The following is a 22,399-nucleotide window of genomic DNA, read 5'->3' on the forward strand; positions in this document are numbered from 1 at the left end:
CCTGGGCGAAGGCGGCGGCGTCCGACCGGCCGGCGTCGTGGGCGGCGGCCAGGCCGGCCAGGCGGCCGGCATGCACCGCGGGGGCCTGGCCGCGCAGCAAGGCGCCATCGCCCACGGCGAACAGGCCGGGGATGCTGGTGCGGCCTTCGGCATCCACCTGCGGCACCCAGCCGCCGAGGGTACGGTCGAACCGCATCGGGGCGCGCAGCAGGCGGGGTATCTCGGCGCCAGGGACCAGCCCGTCGCCGACGCAAAGCGCGTCGGCCATGAAGCGGCGGGGCGGCGCGGCGGCAAAGCTGCCGTCGGTGGCCAGTGGGGCCACCTGCACGGCTTCCAGCACGTCCTGGCCCTCGGCGGCGTGGATGGCGTGACCAAACAGCACCGGCACCCGTCGCCCGGCGATGCGTAGCGCCCAGCCGAGCCCGCGTGCCAGCAGGCGCGGCCGGGTAGCGAGGTGGCGGGTGGCGGCCAGCCACTCGGCCCGGCTGGCACGGTCCACCACGGCCACGACCTCGCCGCCGCTGGCCAGGATCTTGGCGGCGACGGCGGCCAGGAGCGGGCCGCAACCGGCGACCACCACGCGCTGGCCCGGCAGCACCGCCTGCGCCTTCAACATGACGGTAGCGGCGGCGAGGCCAACCACGCCGGGCAGGGTCCAGCCTGGGAAGGGGATCACGCGCTCCACCGCGCCGGTGGCCGCCACCAGCCGGGGCGCGGCGAGGTTGAGCGGCCCGGATTCGGTGGCCGCATCCAGGCGGAAGCCCCCCTCCGGCAATGTGTTGACCGACCAGGCGCGGGCGTTGAAATGCGTTTCGACACGGGAAGCAACGAGGCGATCGCGCAGAGCGGCGCCAGCCGTGGCATCCTCGTCCGGCTTGGGCAAAGCGAGGCCGGGATAGGGCGCCCGCCAGACCTGCCCGCCCGCGGCCTGGGCTTCCTCGACCAGCACGACATCCAGCCCCGCTGCGCTGGCGGCCAGGGCGGCTTCCGTTCCGGCCGGGCCGGCGCCCAGCACGATGAGGTCGGTCTGCCTCATGGCATGGCGTCCGGCACCGGCTGTACGTCGAGGCCGGGGCGCACGGGCACCAGGCAGGCCTGGCGCGGCACGCCATCCACCAGCACCAGGCATTCCTGGCAGCTGCCCATGAAGCAGAAGGCGCCGCGCGGCGTGCCGGCAGCCGGGCTGCGGCGCAGGCCCAGCACGCCGGCGCAGGCCAGTGCCGTCGCCAATGCTTCCCCCACCGGGGCGCGCTGCGGCGTGCCGGCATAGGTGAAGGCGACCTCGGCCGGGCGGGTGGCGCCAGGTATGCGGCGGGATGTCATGCCGCCGCGCCCTGCACCGTCAGCTCCGGCGCCGGGCGACGGCGGGCCTCGTGTACCAGCTTGCGCTCGGCCCGCTTGCCGATGCGGGAGAAGCTGTAGGAAATGACGAAGTAGATGACGAGGATGGTGCCGTAGCAGAGGAAGGCGGAGAAGCCGCGCTGGTTGAGCATGCGCGCGGCGAAGGTCAGCTCCAGGAAGCCGATCTGCGATACCAGCGCGGTCTCCTTCACCATGCTGACTGCATGGATGGTGGAAGGCGGCAGGATGACCCGCCAGGCCTGTGGCAGTACCACGCGGAACAGGGTGGAGAGCGCACCCATGTTCATCGTCAGCGCGGCTTCCCACTGGCGTTCCGGCACCGATTCCAGACCCGCGCGGATATTCTCGGCGGCCAGGGCGGACATGCGCAACGCCACGGCGACCAGCGCTACGGTGAACAGGCTGCTATCGGCCCCCGCCATCTGGAAGCCGAAGAACACGCACATCAGCAGCACCAGGAACGGGATGCGGCGGAACCATTCCGTCCAGAGCAGGGAGAGCCAGCGCGGCAGGCGCCAAGTGACAACGTGGCGTTGCCGCAGCAGCGCCAGCACGAAGCCCGCCGCATAGCCGATGCCGCAGCCGGCGAAGGACACCAGCAAGGTGTTCAGCGCCGCCTGGCCGAGGAACAGCAGGTTCCAATAGGTGTAGAAGCGCGGCGCCTCCTCCAGCAACTGCGCCAGCATCAGAAAACCCCCCGGCGGACACGGAACAGCCAGCGGCCCAACGCGAACAGCACGGCCGAGGCGACGACGGTGATGCCGACATAGAGGATGGCGGTGATGGAGAAGATCTCGATGGAGCGGAAGCTGATGGCGTTGGCGTTCAGCGCCCGCCCGGTCAGTTCCTCCACGCCGAAGATGGCCGCCATCGACGTGCCCAGCGTCATGATGATGTATTGCGAGGACAGCGCGGGGTAGAGCGTGCGCACCACATGCGGCGCGATGACGTACCACACCATCTGCACCCGGCTGAAGCCGAGCGTCTCGGCGGCCTCGATCTCCTCCCGACGCACGGAATCGAAGCCGGCCCGCTGGATTTCCGTCAGGTAGGCGCCGGCATTCAGCGTCATGCCCAGCAGCACGGCCTGGAACGGCGTCAGCAGGATGCCGGCCTCGGGCAACGCGTAGAACAGGAAGAACACCTGCACGAGCTGCGGCGTGTTGGTGAAGAAGCCGACATAGGCCCGCACCGGCAGCCGCGCCGCGCGCGGCCCGAAGCGCAGCACCGAGGCGCCGAGCAGCCCGATGCCGAGCCCCATGGCGAAGGCCAGGAAGGCGATCTGGAGCGACAGCAGCGCGCCGCGCAGGAAATCCGGCACGTAGGGCAGGATCTGTCCGAATTGCAGCTGCACGGCGCGATGGTCCTTCAGAACATCGGGTTCAGCGGCACCGGGGTGCGCATCGGCCCGCCGAACCATTTTTCCCACGCGGCGTTGACGAAGCCGCGGGAATGCATGTCGAATAGCGCGACGTTCACCGCGTCCCGCAACGTGCTGTTGCCCTTCTGCACGCCGATGCCGGTCCACATCGTGGCCAGCACCTCATCCAGCACGCGCCAGCGTACATTGGGCTGGTTCTTCATCGGGATGGCGACGGATTCGTACACGTCCACCAGCGCATCGGCGCGGCCCTGGGCGAGGGCGCGGAACACATCCGGGTAGTTGTCCAGCAGCGTCACCTGCGCCTGGGGCGCGTTGGCCTGGATCCAGGGAATACCGGTGGTGCCGCGCACCTGCACCAACTTCACGTCCTTGTTGTTCAGGTCAGCCGGCTTGGACAGCGGCACGGCCGTGCCTTCTCGCGCCAGCACCACCATGCTCTGCGAATGCAGCGGCATGGTGAAGTCGATCACCAGGGCGCGGTCCACCGTGCGGGTGATGGAGCCCATCACGAGGTCCACCCGGTCGGACTGCACGAAGGGCACGCGGTCGGGCGAGCCGACCTGGACGATCTCCAGCTCCGCCTTCAGCAGCCGTGCCAGTTCCCGCGCGATGTCCGCGTCGAAGCCGTCGATCTGATTGCGGTCGTTGAACACGCCGAAGGGTGGCAGGGTCGGGTTGATGCCAACGCGCAGCTTCTTGGTGGAGAGAACCTGCTCCAGCGGCCTGGCCTGCGCGCTGCCGCGGGGCAGGGCGGCGAGGGCCGTGCCGGCGGCGAGGAGAGAGAGGGCGGCGCGGCGGCCGTGACGGGGTTCGGGCATGGGCGACGACCTTATCCGGGAGGCCGATTGTGCACAATGCTTGCACAATTACGGGAGAGGCCGCAGAGTAGCGACGGCCCGCGCCACCGCGCAAGGCCGCATTTCTGCCGGCATGAGCAAAGGGGTTGACGTGAGCTACCTGTCCATCGACCGACTCTCCGCCCGCTACGGCAGCCTCGACGTTCTGTCCGATATCTCCCTCTCCGTCGAGAAGGGGGAGGTGGTGGCGCTGATCGGCCCCTCCGGCTCTGGCAAGAGCACGCTGCTGCGCGCCTTTGTCGGCCTGCTGAAGCCGTATGGCGGCACGGTGCGCCTGGCCGGCAATACGCTGGACTATGCGGACGCGGCCTCGCTCCGCCGGGCGAGGGACCGCTTCGCCATCGTGTTCCAGCAATACAACCTGTTCCAGAACATGACCGTGCTGCGCAACGTCTGCATCGCGCCGACCCTGGTGAAGAAGCGCGACAAGAAGGACGTCGAGGCCACCGCCCTCGCGCTGCTGGAAAAAATAGGGCTCGGCCACAAGCTGCACGCCTATCCGGACGAACTCTCCGGCGGCCAGCAGCAGCGCGTGGCCCTGGCCCGCGCCCTGGCGCTGAAGCCCGACGTGTTGCTGCTGGACGAAGTGACCTCCGCCCTCGACCCCGAGCTGGTCAACGAGGTGCTGGACGCCATCCGCACCCTGGCGGCCGACGGCATGACCATGGTGATCGTCAGCCACGAAATGGGCTTCGTCCGCGAAGTCTCCAGCCGCGTCGTGTTCATGGACCGCGGCCGCGTGGTGGAAGAAGGGCCGCCGTCCATGCTGGACGCGCCGCGCACGGAGCGGCTGCGCGACTTCACGGCGAAGATCATCCGGCACTGACTGACATGGGAGAAGGCCGGGAAAGAATTCCCCGGGCTCCTTCTTTTGCTTTTTCGAGTTTTCTGGCGTGGCTTTTGATGGTTCGGGTCTGAGATCCGGCTGGGTGCGCCGGAGGTCTATGACCTTCGGCGACTAGGGTTTCCGCCGCGTGGCCCCTATTTAAATTCATCGAGAAGCGTCCTCTCAGCCCTGAACCGCGACGCCAACTCGAAGAAAAAAAGAAGGGGGCCGGGGAATTTTTTCCCCGGCCTTCTCTCTTCGGATGCGCTCGAGCCGAGTACAGTCTCGCGTCAAGCCGGCGGCGCGGAAGGCCGACAACAAAGGGTAGCTGGCGGTTCAGCCTTTGTCGCCGTCCGCCATCATCCAGGCTGCGTCACCCAACGCCGAAGCCAAACGCGCAGAGAAAGATGGAGCCCTGGGGGAATCCTGCCCCCTGGCCTGCCCCTTTCACTTCACCGTCGCCAGCGTGAAGCGGGAGAGGGAGCGCAAGTGGATCTGCACCGCGCGCCGTGCGGCCTTGGCATCGCCGGCGATCAATGCGTCCAGGATGGCGATGTGTTCGGAGGAATCGGGTGCCACGCGGTCGGACAGGCGGGCGATTTCGAACAGCCGTGTGGTGGTGCGCAGGCCTTCGATCAGCCGGGCCATGACGTCGTTGCCGCAATGTTCGGCATAGATGCGGTGGACGTTGTCGTCCGAGAGCCAGTGGGCGGCGGTGTGGGTATTGGCGCCTTGCAGTTCCACCGCTTCGGCGCGCACCGTGCGGAGCCGGCCGAGCGGGATGTGCCCGGCGGCCAGGGCGGCGGCCTCCGGTTCCAGAATTTCGCGCGCCTTCAGGCTATGCAGGTATTCGCCGAGGTCGACATGACGGACGACAAAGGAGCGGTTGGCGGTCTTGACCACCAGTCCTTCCCCTTCCAGCCGCTGCAGCGCTTCGCGGAGCGGGGTGCGGGATATGCCGAGTGCCTCGGCCAGGCGTTGCTCCACTACCGTCTCTCCGCCGCGCAGGCGCCGGTCGCGGATCATGTCCGAGATGGAACGGTAGGCCAGCCCCGCCAAATTGATGGAAGCCCGCGGGCTGTCGCTGGGCTCCGGGATGTCCGATGGGGTGTCCGGCATGGTCTGTCCCCCCTTCCTTAGCCAGGCAGCGGCCGGATGGCGAGGCGTAACATCGCCGTTGTTCCAGATTCCATACACAGATTGATCCCCAGAATTTGGGGATAACTCGGGGGCAGGCGGCCGGGGGCGGCCGGCGGTCCGGGCGGGTGGAGCGCCCGGGCCGCCCGGCCTGGCAGGCTTCAGCAGAGATCGGCCAGGGTGATCGGCAGGTCGCGCACCCGCTTGCCGGTGGCGTGGAACACCGCGTTGGCGATGGCCGCCGCCAGGCCGACGATGCCCAGCTCCCCCACCCCCTTGCCGCCGAGCGCGGAGGCATGCGGGTCCGGCTCGCCGACCGAGATGACCTCGATGGGCGGGATGTCGGCATGGGTCGGCAGCAGGTAGTCGGCCAGGTTGTTGTTCAGCACCCGGGCGTGGCGGCGGTCGACGATGCCGCCTTCCAGCAGTGCCTGGCCGATGCCCATGACGATGCCGCCCTTGATCTGGCTTTCCGCCAGCCGTGGGTTGTAGAGCAGCCCGGCATCGAAGGCGGTGACGATGCGGCGCAGGCGCACGCTGCCCAGGGCCTCGTCCACCGCCAGCTCGACGAAATGGGCGCACCAGCTGTGCATCGAGTATTCGCCATCGGTGGGCGCACGCATGGTGGAGACGGTGGTGAAGGCGCGGTAGCGGTCCTCCGGCTTCAGGCCGTTTTCCGCCAGGGTGTCCCGCAACGCCTCCACGCGGTCCCGGCCGATGGCGGTGAGCAACTCGGCGATCGGCAGGGGCGGGGCCTCGCCACGCGGTGCAATCAGCCGGCCCTCGGCCACGGCCAGGGTATTAGCCACCCCGCGCAGCGGTGAGCGCGGGTCGTTGAGCGCCAGGCCGATCAGCTCCTCCCGCGCGGCGCGGGCGGCCTTGTCCACCGCGCCGGTCATCAGCCCGGCCATCTGCGAGCCGCCGGAGACGGGGGCGCGGGGGAGGGTGGAATCCCCCAGCGTCACCCGCACGCGGGCGAGCGGCAGGCCGAAGACGGAGGCGGCGGTCTGCGCCAGGATGGTGTAGGCGCCGGTGCCCATGTCGCTGGTGCTGCTGGCGACCTCGACGCCGCCATCGGCCAGAATGCGCACCATGGCCTCGCCCGCGCTGCGCCGCACCGGGTAGGTGCCGGCGGCCATGCCCCAGCCAAGGCGCAGGGGGCCGTCCCGCATCGCGCCCGGGGTCGGGTTCCGGCGGGCCCAGCCGAAGGAATCGGCGCCGGCTGCATAGGCTTCCCGCATCCGGCGGCTGGACCACAGCTTGCCGGAATGCGGGTCCCGCCCCGGCTCGTTGCGCAGGCGGAGCGCCAGCGGGTCCTGGCCCAGCGCGTAGGCCAGCTCGTCCATCGCGCATTCCAGCGCGAAGGCGGAGGGGTTTTCGCCCGGTGCGCGCTTGGCGGAAGGGGTGACGGTATTGACCGGCACCACGCGCTGCCGGCTGCTGAGATGCGGTACCTCGTACATCAGGGCGGTGGCGGCGTTCAGCGGCTCCACCCACAGGCCGTTGCGGGAGGTCTCCTGCCAGCCGCGATGGCGGATGGCGAGCAAGTGGCCGTCCGCGTCGGCGCCCAGCTCGAGAAGCTGTCGTGTGGCCGCGCGCCCGCCGAAGGCGGTGAAGGTCTGCGGCCGGGTCAGCACCAGCTTCACCGGCCGGCCGAGCATCCGCGCCGCCTGGGCCGCGATGGCGCCGTGCGGCAGCGCCAGCGCCTTGCTGCCGAAGCCACCGCCAATATAGGGCGAGATCAGCCGCACCTGCTCGAACCCGATGCCGAACCATTCGGCGTAGTTGCGCGCCATGCCGTCCAGCCACTGGCTGGGCTCCCACAGGGTCAGGGCATCGCCGTCCCAGCGTGCGGTCAGGCCGTGCGGCTCGATCGGCACGTTGTATTCGCGCGGCGTGCCGTACTCGGCGCTGATGCGGATATCGGCGCTGGCCAGCGCCGTGTCCGCATCGCCGCGCTCGATGGTCAGGGGCGGCAGGTCCTGGCCTTCCCCGGCGTCGGGCACGGTGAAATCGGCCAGGAAGGGCGCGGCCTCGTAGTCCACGCGCAGCAGCGTGGCGGCCTCGGTCGCCTGTTCCAGGCTTTCCGCCACCACCAGGGCGATCTGTTGGCCGACATGGCGGATCTCGGGCTCCAGCGGCCGGTACTCGGAGGTCGGCGGCGCTTCGCCGGTCCAGGTGGAGGCGGCGTGCAGCGGTGGCGTGTTGCCCGGCGTCAGCACCAGCAGCACGCCGGGCGCGGCCTCCGCCGCCGTGCGGTCGATGCCGCGCACCCATCCGGCGGCGATGGTGGCGGTGACGAGCACGGCATGCGCCAGCCCCTCCACCGGCTGGTCCATGGCGTAGGCGGCCTCGCCACGGATCTTGGCCAGGCCGTCGATGCGCGGCGGGCGGCCGCCGATGCCATCGCCGGCATCGCCACGTTGGGGCGAGATGTCGAGCGGGCTCATGCGGCGTCTCCCTGCAGCAATTGCTCCAGCGCGCGGTGCACCAGGCGGGGGGCGAGGTCGAGCTTGTGGCGGTTATCCGGGCGTGGCGTGGCACCCTGCATGGCGAGCAGGCTGGCCTCCCGCAGCGTCGCCGGGGTCGGATGCCGGCCGGTCAGCGCGGCTTCCACCGCGTGCAGCCGCCACGGGATGGTGGCGACCCCACCGAGGGCCAGTCGCACATCGGCAATGGTGCCATCCGCGGCCAGTTCCAGCCCCGCCGCGACGCTGACGCTGGCGAATTCGTAGGAAGCGCGGTCCCGTAGCTTGAGATAGGCGGAGCGGCGGGACGCGGCGCTGGCGGGGATGCAGAGGGCGGTGACGATCTCGCCGGGTTCGAGGGCGAATTCGCGGTGGGGCGTCTCGCCGGGCAGCAGGAAGAAGTCCTCCGCCGGCATCCAGCGCGTGCCGATCTCGATGACAGCGCCGACGGCCACCAGGGCCACGGCGAGATCGCCTGGATAGGTGGCGATGCAGGCCTCGCTGGTACCGAGCAGGGCGTGATGGTGGGTGACGCCGCCCGCTGCCGCGCAGCCGCTGCCGGGGGTACGGCGGTTGCAGGCGGGGAAGGAAGCGGGGTCCCGGTAATAGGCGCAGCGGGTGCGTTGCAGCAGGTTGCCGCCCAGCGTCGCCATGTTGCGGATCTGCGCCGAGGCGGAGAGCGCCAGCGCCTGGGCGACGGCCGGGCAGGCGGCGCGCACGGCCACGTGTCGCATGGCCGCCGCCATCCGTACCAGGGCGCCGAGATGGAGCGATTCCGCATCGGCACGGATATCGGCGAGGCCGGGCAGGTGGGTGATGTCGACCACCTCTGCGGGCCGGACGACGTCGCACTTGGCAAGGTCCAGCAGCGTGGTGCCGCCGGCCAGGATGGCGCTTTCCGCGCGCGCGGCCAGCGGCCCGGCCTGTTCCAGCGTGGTGGCGCGATGGTAGGCGAAGTCCCTCATGATGAAGCCTCCGACGGCAGGGCGGCGGCGGCGCGTTGCACCGCGGCGACGATGTGGGGATAGGCGCCGCACCGGCAGAGATTGCCGGACATGTATTCGCGGATCTCGGCCTCCGAGCCGGCATGGCCCTCGCGGATGCAGGCGACGGCGGACATGATCTGGCCCGGCGTGCAGAAGCCGCACTGGAAGGCATCTTCCGCCAGGAAGGCGGCCTGCACGGCGTGCAGCGTGCCGTCGGCGCCGGCCAGGCCCTCGATGGTGGCGATAGCGCTGCCCTCGGCCTGGCGGGCCAGGGTCAGGCAGGCCAGCACGCGCTGGCCGTCCAGATGCACGGTGCAGGCGCCGCACTGGCCCTGGTCGCAGCCCTTCTTGGTGCCGGTGAGGTGCAGACGCTCGCGCAGCGCATCGAGCAGGGTGGTACGGTCCTCCACCATCACCACATGGTCGTGGCCGTTGATGAAAAGCGTGATCGGACGGTTCGGCACGGGCGATCCTTGCGGCAGCGCGGCCGGAGGCGCAGCCGCGGGGGCGGCTGCATGGGCGGTAGGGGGCATGACAGAGGCTCCCGATGGACAGATAATGGGGGGCGGGGCACAAACGGAGGGTGCCTCCGTTTACAATCGGGATCTATGGCGGTCCGGTCAAGGGGAGAATTGCGCCCGTGGGAGCTGGTGGCGTGAATGACGCGGTGAATCGCCCTCAACATTCCGGGGCGAAGCGGGCCGATGCCCGGCGCAACCGGGAACGCCTGCTGGCCGCCGCCCGCCACCTGTTGGCCGAGCAGGGCATGGCCGCCTCGCTGGAAGCGGTTGCCCGCCAGGCCGGCGTCGGCATCGGCACGCTCTACCGCCACTTCCCGACGCGGGAAGCCTTGGTCGAGGCCCTGTACCGCGATGAGCTGGACGCGCTGCTGGAGGCTTCCACCCGCCTGTCCGCCACCCTGCCGCCGGACGAGGCGCTGGCCCAGTTCATGCACCACAGCCTGGACTACATGGCCACCAAGCGCGGCCTGGGCGACAGCCTGCGCCAGCTGATGCAGGCCAGGCCGGAATTGCTGGAGGCGGCGCAGGCGAGCTTCCCCGGCACCGTCTCCCGCCTTGTGCAGGAGGGCATCGCCGCCGGCCGCATCCGCCCGGACGCCGAGGCGGAGGACGTGCTGCAAGCCCTGGCCGGTCTGTACTCCGCACCGGTCGGGCCCGATTGGCGCCGCCGCGCCGGCCGGGTGCTGACCCTGCTGATGGATGGGCTGCGGACGCTGCCACAGGCGGGTGGAATGCCGTCAGCGTAGTCGGCAGGGAAGGCCGGGGAAGGAATTCCCCGGACCCCTTCTTTTCTTTTTCGAGTTCTGGGGCGTGGCTGTGGAACGGTTGTACAAGGATGACGGCTGGGTGCGCCGGAGGTCTTGGACCTCCGGCGACTGACGGCCCAGCCCGCGTAGCCCCATTAAAACATCACGAAGCGTCCGCTCTCAGTCTGAAGCGTGGACGCCAAACTCGCAGAAAAAAGAAGGGGTCTGGGGAATTCTTTCCCCAGCCTTGCTGCATCTCCAGGTAGAAGCGATAGAAAGAACCAAGTTCCCTACAGCGTCTTCAGATACTCGACGATATCGCGGCGCTGCCCCTCGCCCAGTTCCGGCCCGATGATGCCGGGCCCTGGGCCTCCGTTGCGGAATTCGTGGCCGCGGTTGGAGTTGCCGGGCAGGGCGGTATCGAACCGGAAGGTGCCGGGGCGTGTGACGGTGGAGAAGCCGACGTCGCGCGGGTTGAATTGCCGGCTGCCGACCTGGAATACGGCGTCGCGTTGCTCGCCGGGTAGCAGCATCTGGTAGAGGCTGGGGACGGCGCCGTTGTGCAGGTAGGGCGCGGTGGCCCAGATGCCGTTGAGGGGGCGGGCGCGGTAGGCGGCGGGGGCGCGCCATTCGTTCGGGCGGTTGCCGCTCATCGCGGCGCGGCCGGGGCGGACGACGCCGGCGGTGTCGGTCCACGGGCCTTGTGCCGGCACCTGGTAGAATTCGAAGAAGCCTTCGATGACGGCTGTGGTGGCTTCCTGCAGCCCGGCGGCGGCGGAGACGCGGCGGCCATCGGGCAGGGTGGCCATGCGCTGGCGGAAATTCATGGCGGTGCGGGGGTCAGTACCGATGCGCTGCAGCGGCACCATGGTGACCTGCGGGGTGGATGCCGCCGCACTGGGCGCGGCGGGGTCCCAGGCCTGGTGGCAGCCGGAGCAGAGCTGCGCGAAGTATGTCTGGCCGCGCGCTGCGGCGGCACGGTCGATCGGGCCGAGGATGTCTTCCGGCCAGGGGGGCGCGCGCAGGCCGGCGCCGGGGGCAGGGCCGGCCAGCAGGCTTTCCATGTCGAAGATATTCTGGATGCGGACGGAGCTGCGGTGGATCTGCTCCGGCGTGCCGCCCTGCTTGACGATGGCGCGCACGCCCAGCGCTTCGGCGACGTTGCGGGCCAGGGGCTGGCGGATGGCGCCGTTATACTGCACCCAGTCGAACCAGGGGGCGTCCCACAGCGCGGGGTAGCTGACCGGGCCATCGGCCACGGCCAGGTTCTCCGGCCGGTTCGGCAGGGTGGCGAAGACGAAGTTGCCGCCGCGGCCCAGTGCGTCCAGCCGGCCGAAGCCTTCGGTGACGGGATAGATGTGGCGCCGCTCGGCCAGCCCGGCTTCGGTGCGGCCCCGGTCCAGTGCCAGGCCCAGGCGGGTGTGCAGCGCGTCGCGCGCTTGCGGCGTATCGGGCTGGTTGGCGGCGGCGAGGACGCGGGAGGCGAAGCGGTCGAAGCGCGGTTCGGAGCCGTAGGTGAGGAACATCGCGATGCCGATGGCGTCCTGGAAGGCGCCGATATCGACCATGGAAGGCCCGCCCTCGATGCGGATGGCTTTGCGGCCGAGCTCGACCTGCCCGGTGTGGCAGGCGGCGCAGGTCAGGCCCACCACGACTTCCGGCGTGTCCGAGCCTTCCTGCACGCCGAACTCGTCTCGCGCGAAGCCGATGGGGAGCGTGTCCGGGTTGAGGGGGGAAGGCGCGGAGGGCAGGAAGCCGAAGCGGGCCATGTGCGCCGGGGCGATGAAGGCCGGCGCTGCCGCGGGCCAGCTCAGTACCGGCTGTTCCAGCGCCAGCAGCCAGGCGTAGGGCATCAGCTTGGTGCCCTGGGAGGTATGGTGGAACCAGGCGCGCTGCCCGGCGCTCCAGTTCTGCGCCGCGATGTGGATGACCTCGTCCGGCTGGTCGTCGGGCAGGCGGCTGGCGCAGCCGAAGCTGGCGAGTGCGACGAGGGAAGCCGCCACCAGGGTGAGGCGCTGGGTCAAGGCCGTGTCCTCCTGCCGTTGCCCGGTACGGCGTGGGCGATGTCCGGGTTGTCATGGATGGCGCATCAGGAAATGTCGGGAGGCACGTTGGCCGCGGGGCCGCCACGCCCGAAGGGCGTGCGTGCGCCACGTCGTCGTGGTGGGGGTGGCGCGGTGCCGCCGGGCGTGGAGCGTAATCTGCGCCGTCAGGCATTTCGTTTTCAAGTCGGAATAATTTGTGGAGCTGTGCTTTCAGGTGCGCCGGCTTTGCGGGCTTGCAGTTAAATGTTGAGCGTCATAAATAAGGGCCCGGAGCATCGAGAGGGCCGTCATGCGCGTCAGCCGGGAGCAGGCGGGGAAGAACCGCGAGGACGTCATTGCCGTCGCCAGCCAGCTGTTCCGCGAGCGGGGCTTCGACGGCGTCGGCATCGCTGACATCATGAAGGCCGCCGGGCTGACCCATGGCGGCTTCTACGGCCAGTTCCAGTCCAAGCAGCATCTGGCGGCCGAGGCGAGCAAGGCGGCGCTGGAGAAGACCCGGCTGATGCTGGCGCAGGTCGCCGCCCAGGCAGGCGCGCGGGGCTTCGATGCCATCGTGGAATTCTACCTGTCCGGCAAGCCGAGCCAGAACCCGGCGCGCGGTTGCCCGGTGCCCGCCCTGGGCGCCGATGCGGCACGAGCCGGCGGCGCGGTGCAGGCGGCCTTCGAGGCCGGGGTGGAAGGCTATGTGACGCTGCTGGCCGAGGCGATCGCCGCTCAGGCGGGCGGAACCGCCGCGTCCCGCCGTCCGGATGCCATGGCTGCCTTCGCCGCCATGGTGGGCGCGCTCACCCTTTCCCGTGCCGTGGGCGACCCTGACCTTGCGGCGGAGATCCGCCAATCCTGCCTGCGCGACCTGCAAGCGCGGGTGGCGACGGCGCGCCTGCCGGACGCGGCGGGCTGAACGACCGCCTTCCCGAATTCCCGTGCAGCCGGTGACGCTGCCACTCGCGCCAGAGGAACCTCGCTGTTGCCCGCAACCCATGAGACGGCTTCGGCCCAGGACGGCACGGCGCCAGCGCGCCGGCTGACCGGCGGCACGCTGGCCCTGCTGGCCGGGCTCTCGGCCATCGGTACGCTGTCGACCACGATCATCCTGCCATCCTTCCCGGCCATGGCACGGGATTTCGACGTGACGACGCGGCAACTGGGCCTGGCGCTTTCCAGCTTCTTCGTCGCCTTCGCCATCGGCCAGCTGCTCATTGGCCCGCTGTCGGACCGTTTTGGCCGGCGGTGGCTGGTGCTGGGCGGGCTGATGGTGTTCGCGGCGGGCTGCGTGGTGTGCGCGCTGGCACCGTCCTTCGCCGTGCTCATCCTCGGCCGGGTGGTGCAGGCGCTCGGCGTCTGCGCCGCCTCCGTGCTCTCCCGAGCCATCGCACGGGACCTGTTCGAGGGCGAGGCGCTGGCCCGCGCGCTGTCCCTCACCATGATCGCCATGGCGGCGGCGCCGGGCTTCTCGCCGCTGTTGGGCAGCGGGCTGGACGTCGCCTTCGGTTGGCGCTGGACGTTCCTGCTGGTGGGCGCGGCGGGGTTGCTGCTGGGCCTGCGGTATCTCGCTGCCCTGGGCGAGACGCATCCGCCGGACCGCCGTTCCGCCCATGCGCCAAGATCCATCGCCGCCGCCTATGGCCAGCTGGCGACAAACCGCATCTTCCTGATGCCGGCACTGGCCGTCAGCTGCATCATCGGCGGGCTCTACGCCTTCTTCGGTGCGAGCCCGGCGGTGCTGCTGGGAGTGTTTGGCCTGACGCCGCTGCATCTCGGCCTGCTCTTCGCGGCGACGGTGGTCGTCGTCTTCGCCGCCGGGTTGCTGGCGCCCCGGCTGGCCCGCCGCTTCGGGGCACGGCGCGTGGCGCTGGCGGGCATCGTCATCGCGCTGGGCGGCGGCAGCATCCTGCTGGCGTCGTCCGGTACGCCCAACCTGCCGCTCTTCACGACCGGGGTAACGGTGTTCCTGTTCGGCATGGGGCTGGTGAACCCGATCGGGACGGCCATGGCGCTGCAACCCTTCGGCCAGCAGGCCGGCCTGGCCTCCGCGTTGCTGGGGTTTTTCCAGATGGGCTGCGCTGCACTGGGAACCTGGCTGAGTACCAGCCTGCCGCTACCGACGATGGCGGCGCTGGGGGTCATTCTCGTCGGTGGATCGCTGGCGGCCCTGGCGGCGTTCGCGGGGTATCGGGTGCCGGCTGCCATCCCCGGTCCCGCCATCGGGAAGGCATAGCGGCATGCGTGCGTCCGTGCCACGCCATGGCCGTGCGCGGGCACACGCCACCACGCCGCTGCGAAATCCGCAGGCTGCGACTGAATCGAGGGCTCACGCTGCATGCGGGACTTCCCCGCAAACGCCAATGGAGGTTTCATGACTCACGCTGATCCCGTCGTCATCGTCGCCGCGGTGCGCACGCCGCTTGGCCGCTTCCAGGGCGAGCTGGCCGGAGTTTCGGCCCACGCCCTCGGCAGCCATGCCATCAGGTCCGCGCTGGCCCGGGCTGGTCTGGAAGGCGGGCAGGTGGACGAGGTGCTGATGGGCTGCGTCCTGCCCGCCGGCCAGGGGCAGGCGCCGGCGCGGCAGGCCGCGCGCGGTGCCGGCCTGCCGGACGCGGTAGGCGCCACCACGGTCAACAAGGTCTGTGGTTCCGGCATGAAGGCGACGATGCTGGCGCACGACCTGATCCTGGCCGGCTCGGCCGGCATCGTCGTCTCCGGCGGCATGGAATCGATGTCCAACGCCCCGTACTTGCTCGCCAAGGCGCGCGGCGGCTACCGCGTCGGCCACGACCGCATCTTTGACCACATGATGCTGGACGGGCTGGAAGATGCCTATGAGCAGGGCCGCGCCATGGGCGAGTTCGGCGAAGTGGCAGCGCAGCGCTACGGCTTCACCCGCCAGGACCAGGACGACTACGCGGTCGAGACCCTGACGCGTGCCCGGCAGGCCATCGAGGGCGGCGCCTTCCAGGCGGAGATCGAGCCGGTCGCCGTGCCGGTCAAAGGCGGCACGCAGCTCGTCAGCCAGGACGAGCACCCGATGAAGGTCTCGCCGGAGAAGATCCCGAAGCTGAAGCCGGCCTTCAGCGCCGATGGCACCATCACCGCCGCCAGCGCCTCGGCCAATGCCGACGGCGCGGCGGCACTGGTGCTGATGCGGCGCTCCGCCGCGTTGCAGGCGGGCTTGACGGTGCTGGCCGAGATCAAGGCACACGCCACCCACAGCCAGGAACCGGGCTGGTACACCACCGCGCCAATCCCCGCCATTCGCAAGCTGCTGGACAAGGCCGGCTGGTCCGTCGCCGATGTAGACCTGTTCGAAATCAACGAGGCCTTCGCCGTCGTCGCCATGGCCGCCGCGAAGGAACTGGACATCGCGCGCGGCAAACTCAACGTCCACGGCGGCGCCTGCGCCCTGGGCCACCCGATCGGCGCAACCGGTGCGCGGCTGATCGTCACGCTGCTGCATGCGTTGCAACGCCAGGGCGCGAAGCGCGGCGTCGCCGCCTTGTGCATCGGCGGCGGGGAAGCGACGGCGATTGCGATTGAGCGCCCTTGATGGGGAGACTTGGTAGGGAGGGAAGGCCGGGGGAAGGAATTCCCCCGGGCCCCCTTCTTTTGTTTTTGCGAGTTTGGCGTATTGCCAGGGTGGTCGAATTATCGCGGTGCTCTGAAAGACATACTGGGCACTTGTGACGTCAAACGACTGCCTATCTGGGGTCGGAAGATTGGGCTTTTTGGATCACTGACTTCCGCGCTGCATTCAGAGGAACCAACACAAACTCGAAGAAAAGAAAGAAGGGGCCTGGGGAATTCCTTCCCCAGCCTTCTGCTCCACGCTTGATAAACCCGGCTCAGTCCTGTTCGCAGATCGTCAGGATCGTCAGTAGGTAGACGCGCACCATGTCCAGGAAGTCGGGGATGTCCACGCGCTCATCCGGCATGGTGTTGTAGCGGCCGCCGGGGCCGCAGACGATGCCTTCCATGCCGCCCAACGTGCAGAGATGCCCGGCATCCGTGCCGTAATAGGCGGGGGGCGTGATGGCGCCAGTGGGCTGCGTCTCGCCCCGCACGGCCAGGTAGGCGGCGTTGATGGCTTGCACGATGGGGCTGTCGCGCCGCACCTCGAAGGCCGGCATGGGCTGGTGGCCGCCGGCATTCTCGACCTTGATCTCCGCCTTCAGGCCGGGGAAGCGTGCCTCCAGCGCCTGTAGTTCCCGCTGCATGTCGGCCACCGCGCCCTCCTGCGTCTGGCCGGGGGCGTAGCGGCCGGAGCCCTTGATGCGGACGAAATCGGCCACCTGCGGCGCGCGCCACTCTTGCAGGTCCCGCCCCAGCGCGCCGTGCACGACGCCGACATTGACGCGGTTGATCGCGGCATGGTCCGGGGATGCGGCGCCGGTGAAGCGCATCGCGTTCAGCCGGGGGATCAGGTCGGTGGCGGCGACGATGGCATCCACCGCTTCCTCCCGCTTGGAGAGATGGCGGGTGACGCCGGTCAGCTCGATGACGAAGACGAAGGCGGCCGCATGCATGGTCATGGCGGCCAGGTCGGTCGGCTCGCTGTTGACGAAGTAGTCTGCGCGCAGCCCCTGCTCCATCAGGGAGCGGGTGCCGACGCCGCCCTGCAATTCGCCCACCACGAAGGTGAGTATGACGTCGCCCTTCAGCTTCACACCGGCCTTCACCAGCGTCTTGACGGCGCAGAGATAGGCGGCATCCCCGGCCTTCATGTTGGAGACGCCGATGCCGTAGATGAAGTCCTTGTCGATCTTGCCGCCCCAGGGGTCGACGGTCCAACCCTCGCTCACCGGGTTGGTGTCGACATGGCCGTTGAACAGCAGGCTCTTGCCGCCGCCGTTGCCGCGCAGGCGGCCGACGGCGTTGACGCGATCGCCCGGCACCGGCGTCAGCTCGGCCTCCAGGCCCAGCGCCTGCATCTGCCGCATCATCTCGGTCGCCAGCAGCTTCTCGCCTTCGGTCTGGCTGTAGCTCTTGTGCCGCACCATGGCGGCGAGTGTGTCGAGGCAGTCCTGCGTGTCGATCTGCGCCAGGATGTCCTGCGGGGTCATGAAACGCTCCAATTCAGCCGACGGGCGCCGGCGAGGCGGCGATGAGCGCGCGGGTATAGGGATGCGCATCCGGCGCATCGATCGCCGCGGCGTCACGCAGATCCACCAGCTCGCCCTGCTGCATCACGGCGATGCGGTGGGCGATCTGCCGGATCAGGTTCAGGTCGTGGGTGATGAACAGATAGGCGGTGCCGTGCTGCCGCCGCAGCGCCAGCAGCAACTCGACCACCTGCGCCTGGACCGAGACGTCGAGGGCGGCGGTGATCTCGTCGCAGATGACCAGGCTGGGGCGGGCGGCGAAGGCGCGGGCGATGGCGACGCGCTGCTTCTCCCCACCCGAGAGCTGGTGCGGGTATTTCCGCGCATAGTCGGCGGGCAGCCGGACCTGTTCCAACAGGGCGGGGATATCCGACAGCGCGCCGCCATACAGCTTCAGCGGCCGGGCCAGGATGTCGCCGATGCGCATGCGAGGGTTCAGCGAGGAGTCCGGGTGCTGGAACACGATCTGCACGGCGCGGCGATAGGCCTTGTCCATTTGCCGCGCGTGGTCCAGCCGGCGGCCGGTGGCGTGGATGCCGCCGTCGAACTCGGCGAGGCCGGTCAGGCCACGCGCAAGCGAGGATTTTCCGGAACCGGATTCGCCCACCACACCGAGGATCTCGCCCGCGCGCACCTCCAGCGACACGGCCTTGGTGGCGGGCGGCGGCGGCGGGCGGAACAGGCGGCGGCGGCCGTAGCGGACGCTCAGGCCATTGGCGGCCAGCACCGTGTCGCCGCCGGCGGCGTCGTCCACCAGCCGGCGATGCGGCCGGGGCACGGCGGCCACCAGGCGGCGCGTGTAGTCATGCCGTGGGTCGAGGAACACCGCTTCCGGCGCGCCTTCCTCGACGATGCGGCCCTGGCGCAGCACGCTGACCCGGTCCGCGACGCGGGAGACGAGGCCGAGGTCGTGCGAGATGTACAGGGCCGCCACGCCCGTGCGTTCCCGCAGCCGCGCGAACAACTCCAGGATGCGCGCGCCGGTGATGACGTCGAGCGCCGTGGTCGGCTCGTCGAACAGGATCAGCTCGGGCGCCGTGGCGAAGGCGGTGGCGATGACGACGCGTTGCTTCTCGCCGCCGCTGGCCTCGTGCGGGTAGCGCCGCATCAGTGCCGTGGGGTTGCGCAGCTCCACCTCGGCCAGCGCGGCCTCGGCGGCGTCGCGCGCCTCGGCACGGCCGAGGCCGCGATGGCGCATCAGCACCTCGATCACCTGCTCGCCCAGGCGCAGCGTCGGGTTCAGCGCGGTGGAGGGGTCCTGGAAGACCATGCCGATGCGCTTGCCGCGCACCGCCTGCAGGCCCTTGGCATCCAGCCCGCGCAGGTCCAGCCCGCCCAGGCTCAGCCGGCCGCTGGCCTCCACCGCATTGCGCGGCAGGTGGCGCATGATGGCCCAGGCCAGCGAGGACTTGCCGGAGCCGGATTCGCCCACCAGCCCAACCACCTCGCCCTTGCCGATGGCAAGGTTCACGCCGTCCAGCACCCGCGCCGTGCCGTGGCGCAGCGTGTAATCCAGGCTGTAGTTCTCGATGGCCAGCACGGGGCTGGCGGGGGGTGCGGCGGTCATCGTTCGTCCCGCGGGTTCAGCGCGTCGCGCAGCCCGTCCCCCAACAGGTTGAAGGCGATGGCGGTGACGCCGATGGCCAGTGCCGGCGCCAGGATGATCCACGGCGCCTGGTGCACGAAGCGGCGTGCCTCCGCCACCATCAGTCCCCATTCCGGCGCCGGCGGCTGCGCGCCGAGGCCGAGGAAACTGAGCGTCGCGAACAGCATCACCGCGAAGGCGACGCGGATGGTGGTCTCCACCACCACGGGGCCGACGACGTTCGGCAGCATCTCCCGCAACACGATGAAGCTGGCGCGCTCGCCGCGTGCCAGCGCGGCCTTCACGTAGTCCTGCGCCCTCACGTTGAGGGCGACGGAGCGGGTGACGCGCGCCATGCCGGGGGTGAAGGCGATGGCGATGGCCAGCGTGGCGTTCAGGCTGCCCTTGCCGAGGCTGCTGACCAGCAGCAGCGCCAGCAACAGGCCGGGAATGGCCATCACCGCATCGACATTGCGCATGATCGCCTCGTCCCACCGCCCGCCGAGATAGGCGGAGAGCGTGCCGATCACCGCACCCGCCAGCGTGCCGAGCAACGTGGCCAGCAGGGCGAGCGGGATGGTGGAGCGGGCGCCGGTCATCAGCCGGCTCAGCACGTCGCGGCCCAGCTGGTCGGCGCCCAGCCAGTTCTGCGCGCCGGGCGGGCGGAAGCGGCCGAGGAAGTCGATCGCCTCCGGGTCACGCGGCGCCAGCTCGGGGCCCAGCAGGCAGAGCAGGGCCAGCAACACCAGCAGCGCGCTGCCGATGGCGCCCTGCGGCGTGCGCAACAGGCGGCGGAGCAGGTCAGTCATAGCGGATCCGCCGGTCGAGAAGGGCATAGGCGATGTCGGCCAGGGTGCTGGCCACCGCATAGGTCACGGCCATGACCAGCGCGCCGGCCTGGATGGCGGGAAGGTCCCGCGCCGTGATGGCGACGATCAACTGCCGCCCGATGCCGGGCAGGGCGAATATCTCCTCCACCACGATGATGCCGCCGAGCAGGTAGCCGACATCCAGCGCGACGATGGTGATGACCGGCAGCAACGCGTTGCGCAGCACGTGCCGCAGCAGGACCGAGCGGGGCGCGAGGCCCTTCAGCCTGGCGGCGCGGATATAGTCGCTGTGCAGGACGTCGATTGTCTCGGACCGCACCATGCGGGACACGTGCGCGACCATGATGACCGAGACGGTCAGCACCGGCAGCACGAGATGCGCCATGGAGTCCCAGAAATCCTCGCCCGGCGGCACGTAGCCGGTGGCGGGCAGCCATTGCAGCCAATCCGCCAGCACGATCAGCAGCAGCGTCGCGGTGACGAATTCCGGCAGCGAGACGCCGATATAGGAGATGAAGCCGGTGACGAGATCCGCCGCCTTGCCCTGCCGCAGTGCCGCCCAGAGGCCGAGCGGCACGGCGACCGCCAGCATCAGCAGGATGCTGAGCAGCGCCAGCAGCAGGGAGCGGGAGAGCGCTGTCAGCATCATCGGCGCCACCGGCTGGCCGGTGCGCATGGAATGGCCGAAATCGCCGGTCAGCGCGGCGGTCAGCCAGTGCCAGTATTGCAGCCAGATGGGGTCGTTCAGCCCCAGCCGGTCGCGCACGGCGGCCAGCGCCTCCGGCGTCGCGTTCTCGCCCAGCAGCGTCACCGCCGCATCCGCCGGCAGCACCTGGGTGATGGCGAAGACCAGCACCGAGACGACCAGGACGGTATAGGCGACCAGGAACAGCCGCCGGAGAAGCCAGCCCGTGCTCAAGGCGCTCAGCCCCGCCGCGGGGCGCCGTCGCCCATCCAGACCTGGTCCAGCCGGAACACGGCGCCGCGCGGGTGCAGCGTGTAGCCCTGCACGTAGCTGCGCTGGGCCGCCAGCAGGTCGAAGAAGGCGGGGATGACGGAGGGGACTTCCTCATGCATCAGCTTCTGCGCAGCATCGTACAGGCCGCGCCGCTTCGCCTCGTCCGCCGTCACGCGTGCCTCGCGTACCAGCTTGTCGAAGTCGGCGTTGTTCCAGCGGGTTTCGTTCCAGGCGGAATCGGAGGTGTAGAGCAGGGAGAAGATGGCGTCGGCTGTCGCCTGCATGTTGTAGAAGCCGACATAGAAGCTGCCCTTCTTCCACACCTGGTCCAGGTAGGTGGCGTGCGGCATGGTCTGCACGTTGATGCGGAAGCCGGCCGGCCGCGCCATCTCCCGCATCGCCACCGCGAGCTGCGCGCGCGTGCCCGGGTTCTCCGAGGCGACGAGGGTGACATCCAGCCCATTCGGGTGCCCGGCTTCCGCCAGCAGCCGCTTGGCGGCGGCGATGTCCGGCTTCTTCAGCGGGAATTCCTTGTGGAAATGGTAGGCGGCGTTCATCGGCACGTCGTTGCCCGGCGTGCCGTAGCCCTGGGCGACGAAGCCGACCATCGCCTCCCGGTCCATCGCCAGCGCCAGCGCCCGCCGCACGCGGACATCGTTGAAGGGCGGCTGCGCGCAATCCATGTTCACGTTGAGGAACTGGCCGGATGGCACGCGCAGCGCCTTGACGCCGCGGGCCGAGGACAGGCGCGGGAACTCGCCCTGGCCGGCATTGCTCATCAGGTCCGTATCGCCCGAGATCAGCGCCGAGGCTTCCGCGGTCGAGTCTGGGAAGACCATGACCTCGACCCGGTCCAGATAGGGGCGGGCCGGGTCGTAATATTGCTCGTTGCGCGTGACGATGATGCGGCGGTCCGGCTCGTAGGACACCAGCTTGAAGGGGCCGGTGCCGACCGCCTGGCGGGCCAGTGCGTCGAGGTCCCCTTCTGCAAAGCGGGCCGGGATGATGCGGGCGGAGGTGTAGGCGACCGCCACCGGCAGGTCGGCATAGGGGGCGGAGAGACGGAACAGTACCGTCTGCGCATCCACCGCCTCGACACTCGCGATGGGGCCGACATTGGTGCGCGCGGGGGAGGCGGTCTTGGGGTCCAGGATCGCCTTGAAGGTGGCGGCGACGTCGGTGGCGGTGCAGGGCGTGCCGTCGTGGAACACGACGCCCTGACGCAGCGTGAAGCGCCACTCGGTCAGGTCGGCATTGGGCGTCCAGGCGGTGGCGAGGTCAGGCTCCGGCGTCATGTCCGGCTTCAGCCGGGTCAGGTTGCTGTAGAGCAACTCGGTGACGAGGTACTCGGGGTTCACCCGGCTGCGCAGCGGGTGGATGACGCTGGCGGCCTGGTCGACCGAGACGCGCAGCACGCCGCCGCGGCGCGGCGCGCCGGCCGCCGGGGCCGGGATGGTGGAGGCCGGGCTGGTGGAGGCCGGGCTGGTGGAGGATTGGGCCAGCACGGGCAGCGCGCCCGCCGGCAGTGTGGCGATGCCGGCGACGCCGGCCAGCAGGTGGCGGCGGGAGAAGGGCAGGCGGGTCATGCAGGTGGGTTC

At 70.0% G+C, this 22,399-nt stretch carries 20 protein-coding genes; 5 read left to right on the plus strand and 15 right to left on the minus strand.

What is annotated here, in order from left to right:
• From IBL26_RS14190 to IBL26_RS14210, 5 genes are all read right to left on the minus strand, one after another.
• A partial coding sequence (locus IBL26_RS14190; RefSeq protein WP_187785158.1) for an NAD(P)/FAD-dependent oxidoreductase occupies positions 1-1,036 on the minus strand: 1,036 nt, incomplete at its 3' end.
• Positions 1,033-1,323 (minus strand): (2Fe-2S)-binding protein, encoded by a 291-nt coding sequence (locus IBL26_RS14195; protein ID WP_187785159.1) that lies wholly within the window; start codon positions 1,321-1,323, stop codon positions 1,033-1,035. The genes IBL26_RS14195 and IBL26_RS14190, both read right to left, overlap by 4 nt.
• Positions 1,320-2,048: an amino acid ABC transporter permease gene (locus tag IBL26_RS14200; protein WP_187785160.1), complete on the minus strand. Its 729-nt coding sequence runs from the start codon at positions 2,046-2,048 to the stop codon at positions 1,320-1,322. The genes IBL26_RS14195 and IBL26_RS14200 overlap by 4 nt, the downstream gene beginning before the upstream one ends.
• A complete protein-coding gene (locus tag IBL26_RS14205) occupies positions 2,048-2,716 on the minus strand; it encodes an amino acid ABC transporter permease (protein ID WP_206684230.1) in 669 nt (222 codons plus the stop codon). Before IBL26_RS14205 ends, IBL26_RS14200 begins: the two co-directional genes overlap by 1 nt.
• A 14-nt stretch (positions 2,717-2,730) precedes the next feature.
• On the minus strand, positions 2,731-3,564 hold the full coding sequence (locus IBL26_RS14210; RefSeq protein ID WP_187785162.1) for a transporter substrate-binding domain-containing protein: 834 nt from the start codon (positions 3,562-3,564) through the stop codon (positions 2,731-2,733).
• A 130-nt stretch (positions 3,565-3,694) separates the two neighbouring features.
• Between IBL26_RS14210 and IBL26_RS14215 the strand changes: the two genes are divergently transcribed.
• On the plus strand, positions 3,695-4,429 hold the full coding sequence (locus IBL26_RS14215; RefSeq protein ID WP_367615438.1) for an amino acid ABC transporter ATP-binding protein: 735 nt from the start codon (positions 3,695-3,697) through the stop codon (positions 4,427-4,429).
• 447 nt (positions 4,430-4,876) lie between these two features.
• Here IBL26_RS14215 and IBL26_RS14220 read toward each other — a convergent pair whose 3' ends face one another.
• From IBL26_RS14220 to IBL26_RS14235, 4 genes are all read right to left on the minus strand, one after another.
• Positions 4,877-5,548 carry a GntR family transcriptional regulator gene (locus tag IBL26_RS14220; protein WP_187785164.1) on the minus strand — a complete coding sequence of 224 codons (672 nt, stop codon included), beginning with the start codon at positions 5,546-5,548 and terminating at the stop codon, positions 4,877-4,879.
• 179 nt (positions 5,549-5,727) lie between these two features.
• Complete coding sequence (locus IBL26_RS14225; protein WP_187785165.1) at positions 5,728-8,016, minus strand: xanthine dehydrogenase family protein molybdopterin-binding subunit; 2,289 nt, start codon at positions 8,014-8,016, stop codon at positions 5,728-5,730.
• A complete protein-coding gene (locus tag IBL26_RS14230; RefSeq protein WP_187785166.1) occupies positions 8,013-8,999 on the minus strand; it encodes an FAD binding domain-containing protein in 987 nt (328 codons plus the stop codon). The genes IBL26_RS14225 and IBL26_RS14230 overlap by 4 nt, the downstream gene beginning before the upstream one ends.
• A complete protein-coding gene (locus IBL26_RS14235) occupies positions 8,996-9,484 on the minus strand; it encodes a (2Fe-2S)-binding protein (protein ID WP_187785167.1) in 489 nt (162 codons plus the stop codon). The genes IBL26_RS14230 and IBL26_RS14235 overlap by 4 nt, the downstream gene beginning before the upstream one ends.
• 203 nt (positions 9,485-9,687) lie before the next feature.
• On the opposite strand from IBL26_RS14235, the gene IBL26_RS14240 reads away from it, so the two are divergent.
• Positions 9,688-10,287 carry a TetR/AcrR family transcriptional regulator gene (locus tag IBL26_RS14240; protein WP_367615439.1) on the plus strand — a complete coding sequence of 200 codons (600 nt, stop codon included), beginning with the start codon at positions 9,688-9,690 and terminating at the stop codon, positions 10,285-10,287.
• Between the two features lie 290 nt (positions 10,288-10,577).
• Here the strand turns inward: IBL26_RS14240 and IBL26_RS14245 are convergent, their stop codons facing one another.
• A complete protein-coding gene (locus tag IBL26_RS14245; protein ID WP_187785169.1) occupies positions 10,578-12,311 on the minus strand; it encodes a di-heme-cytochrome C peroxidase in 1,734 nt (577 codons plus the stop codon).
• Positions 12,312-12,621: 310 nt separating this feature from the next.
• Here IBL26_RS14245 and IBL26_RS14250 point away from each other — a divergent pair, with 310 nt between their 5' ends.
• The 3 genes from IBL26_RS14250 to IBL26_RS14260 all read left to right on the plus strand — a co-directional run bounded on the left by IBL26_RS14250 (position 12,622) and on the right by IBL26_RS14260 (position 15,876).
• Positions 12,622-13,233 (plus strand): TetR/AcrR family transcriptional regulator, encoded by a 612-nt coding sequence (locus tag IBL26_RS14250; protein ID WP_187785170.1) that lies wholly within the window; start codon positions 12,622-12,624, stop codon positions 13,231-13,233.
• A gap of 66 nt (positions 13,234-13,299) precedes the next feature.
• Positions 13,300-14,550, plus strand: a complete 1,251-nt coding sequence (locus tag IBL26_RS14255) for a multidrug effflux MFS transporter (RefSeq protein ID WP_187785171.1) — start codon at positions 13,300-13,302, stop codon at positions 14,548-14,550.
• 138 nt (positions 14,551-14,688) lie between these two features.
• Entirely contained in the window at positions 14,689-15,876 is a 1,188-nt protein-coding gene (locus IBL26_RS14260; RefSeq protein ID WP_187785172.1) for an acetyl-CoA C-acyltransferase, read from the plus strand.
• Between the two features lie 295 nt (positions 15,877-16,171).
• On the opposite strand, the gene IBL26_RS14265 is transcribed toward IBL26_RS14260, so the two are convergent.
• The 5 genes from IBL26_RS14265 to IBL26_RS14285 are packed head-to-tail and all read right to left on the minus strand — an operon-like array spanning position 16,172 to position 22,387.
• Entirely contained in the window at positions 16,172-17,389 is a 1,218-nt protein-coding gene (locus IBL26_RS14265) for a M20 family metallopeptidase (RefSeq protein ID WP_187785173.1), read from the minus strand.
• A 13-nt stretch (positions 17,390-17,402) separates the two neighbouring features.
• Positions 17,403-18,995: an ATP-binding cassette domain-containing protein gene (locus IBL26_RS14270; protein ID WP_187785174.1), complete on the minus strand. Its 1,593-nt coding sequence runs from the start codon at positions 18,993-18,995 to the stop codon at positions 17,403-17,405.
• Positions 18,992-19,822 carry an ABC transporter permease gene (locus IBL26_RS14275; RefSeq protein ID WP_187785175.1) on the minus strand — a complete coding sequence of 277 codons (831 nt, stop codon included), beginning with the start codon at positions 19,820-19,822 and terminating at the stop codon, positions 18,992-18,994. The genes IBL26_RS14270 and IBL26_RS14275 overlap by 4 nt, the downstream gene beginning before the upstream one ends.
• On the minus strand, positions 19,815-20,762 hold the full coding sequence (locus IBL26_RS14280; protein ID WP_187785176.1) for an ABC transporter permease: 948 nt from the start codon (positions 20,760-20,762) through the stop codon (positions 19,815-19,817). Before IBL26_RS14280 ends, IBL26_RS14275 begins: the two co-directional genes overlap by 8 nt.
• Before the next feature lie 5 nt (positions 20,763-20,767).
• Positions 20,768-22,387 (minus strand): ABC transporter substrate-binding protein, encoded by a 1,620-nt coding sequence (locus IBL26_RS14285; protein WP_187785177.1) that lies wholly within the window; start codon positions 22,385-22,387, stop codon positions 20,768-20,770.
• Between the last annotated feature and the right edge of the window lie 12 nt (positions 22,388-22,399).

This window comes from Teichococcus aerophilus, from assembly GCF_014490485.1.
GTDB classification, from domain to species: domain Bacteria; phylum Pseudomonadota; class Alphaproteobacteria; order Acetobacterales; family Acetobacteraceae; genus Pseudoroseomonas; species Pseudoroseomonas aerophila.

What these genes read in the sequence shown, in the direction of transcription:
- IBL26_RS14195 (WP_187785159.1), bottom strand. Translation starts at nt 1,323, where the DNA reads ATGACATCCCGCCGCATACCTGGCGCCACCCGCCCGGCCGAGGTCGCC.
- IBL26_RS14200 (WP_187785160.1), bottom strand. Translation starts at nt 2,048, where the DNA reads ATGCTGGCGCAGTTGCTGGAGGAGGCGCCGCGCTTCTACACCTATTGG.
- IBL26_RS14210 (WP_187785162.1), bottom strand. Translation starts at nt 3,564, where the DNA reads ATGCCCGAACCCCGTCACGGCCGCCGCGCCGCCCTCTCTCTCCTCGCC.
- IBL26_RS14220 (WP_187785164.1), bottom strand. Translation starts at nt 5,548, where the DNA reads ATGCCGGACACCCCATCGGACATCCCGGAGCCCAGCGACAGCCCGCGG.
- IBL26_RS14225 (WP_187785165.1), bottom strand. Translation starts at nt 8,016, where the DNA reads ATGAGCCCGCTCGACATCTCGCCCCAACGTGGCGATGCCGGCGATGGC.
- IBL26_RS14230 (WP_187785166.1), bottom strand. Translation starts at nt 8,999, where the DNA reads ATGAGGGACTTCGCCTACCATCGCGCCACCACGCTGGAACAGGCCGGG.
- IBL26_RS14250 (WP_187785170.1), top strand. Translation starts at nt 12,622, where the DNA reads ATGCGCGTCAGCCGGGAGCAGGCGGGGAAGAACCGCGAGGACGTCATT.
- IBL26_RS14260 (WP_187785172.1), top strand. Translation starts at nt 14,689, where the DNA reads ATGACTCACGCTGATCCCGTCGTCATCGTCGCCGCGGTGCGCACGCCG.
- IBL26_RS14265 (WP_187785173.1), bottom strand. Translation starts at nt 17,389, where the DNA reads ATGACCCCGCAGGACATCCTGGCGCAGATCGACACGCAGGACTGCCTC.
- IBL26_RS14270 (WP_187785174.1), bottom strand. Translation starts at nt 18,995, where the DNA reads ATGACCGCCGCACCCCCCGCCAGCCCCGTGCTGGCCATCGAGAACTAC.
- IBL26_RS14275 (WP_187785175.1), bottom strand. Translation starts at nt 19,822, where the DNA reads ATGACTGACCTGCTCCGCCGCCTGTTGCGCACGCCGCAGGGCGCCATC.
- IBL26_RS14285 (WP_187785177.1), bottom strand. Translation starts at nt 22,387, where the DNA reads ATGACCCGCCTGCCCTTCTCCCGCCGCCACCTGCTGGCCGGCGTCGCC.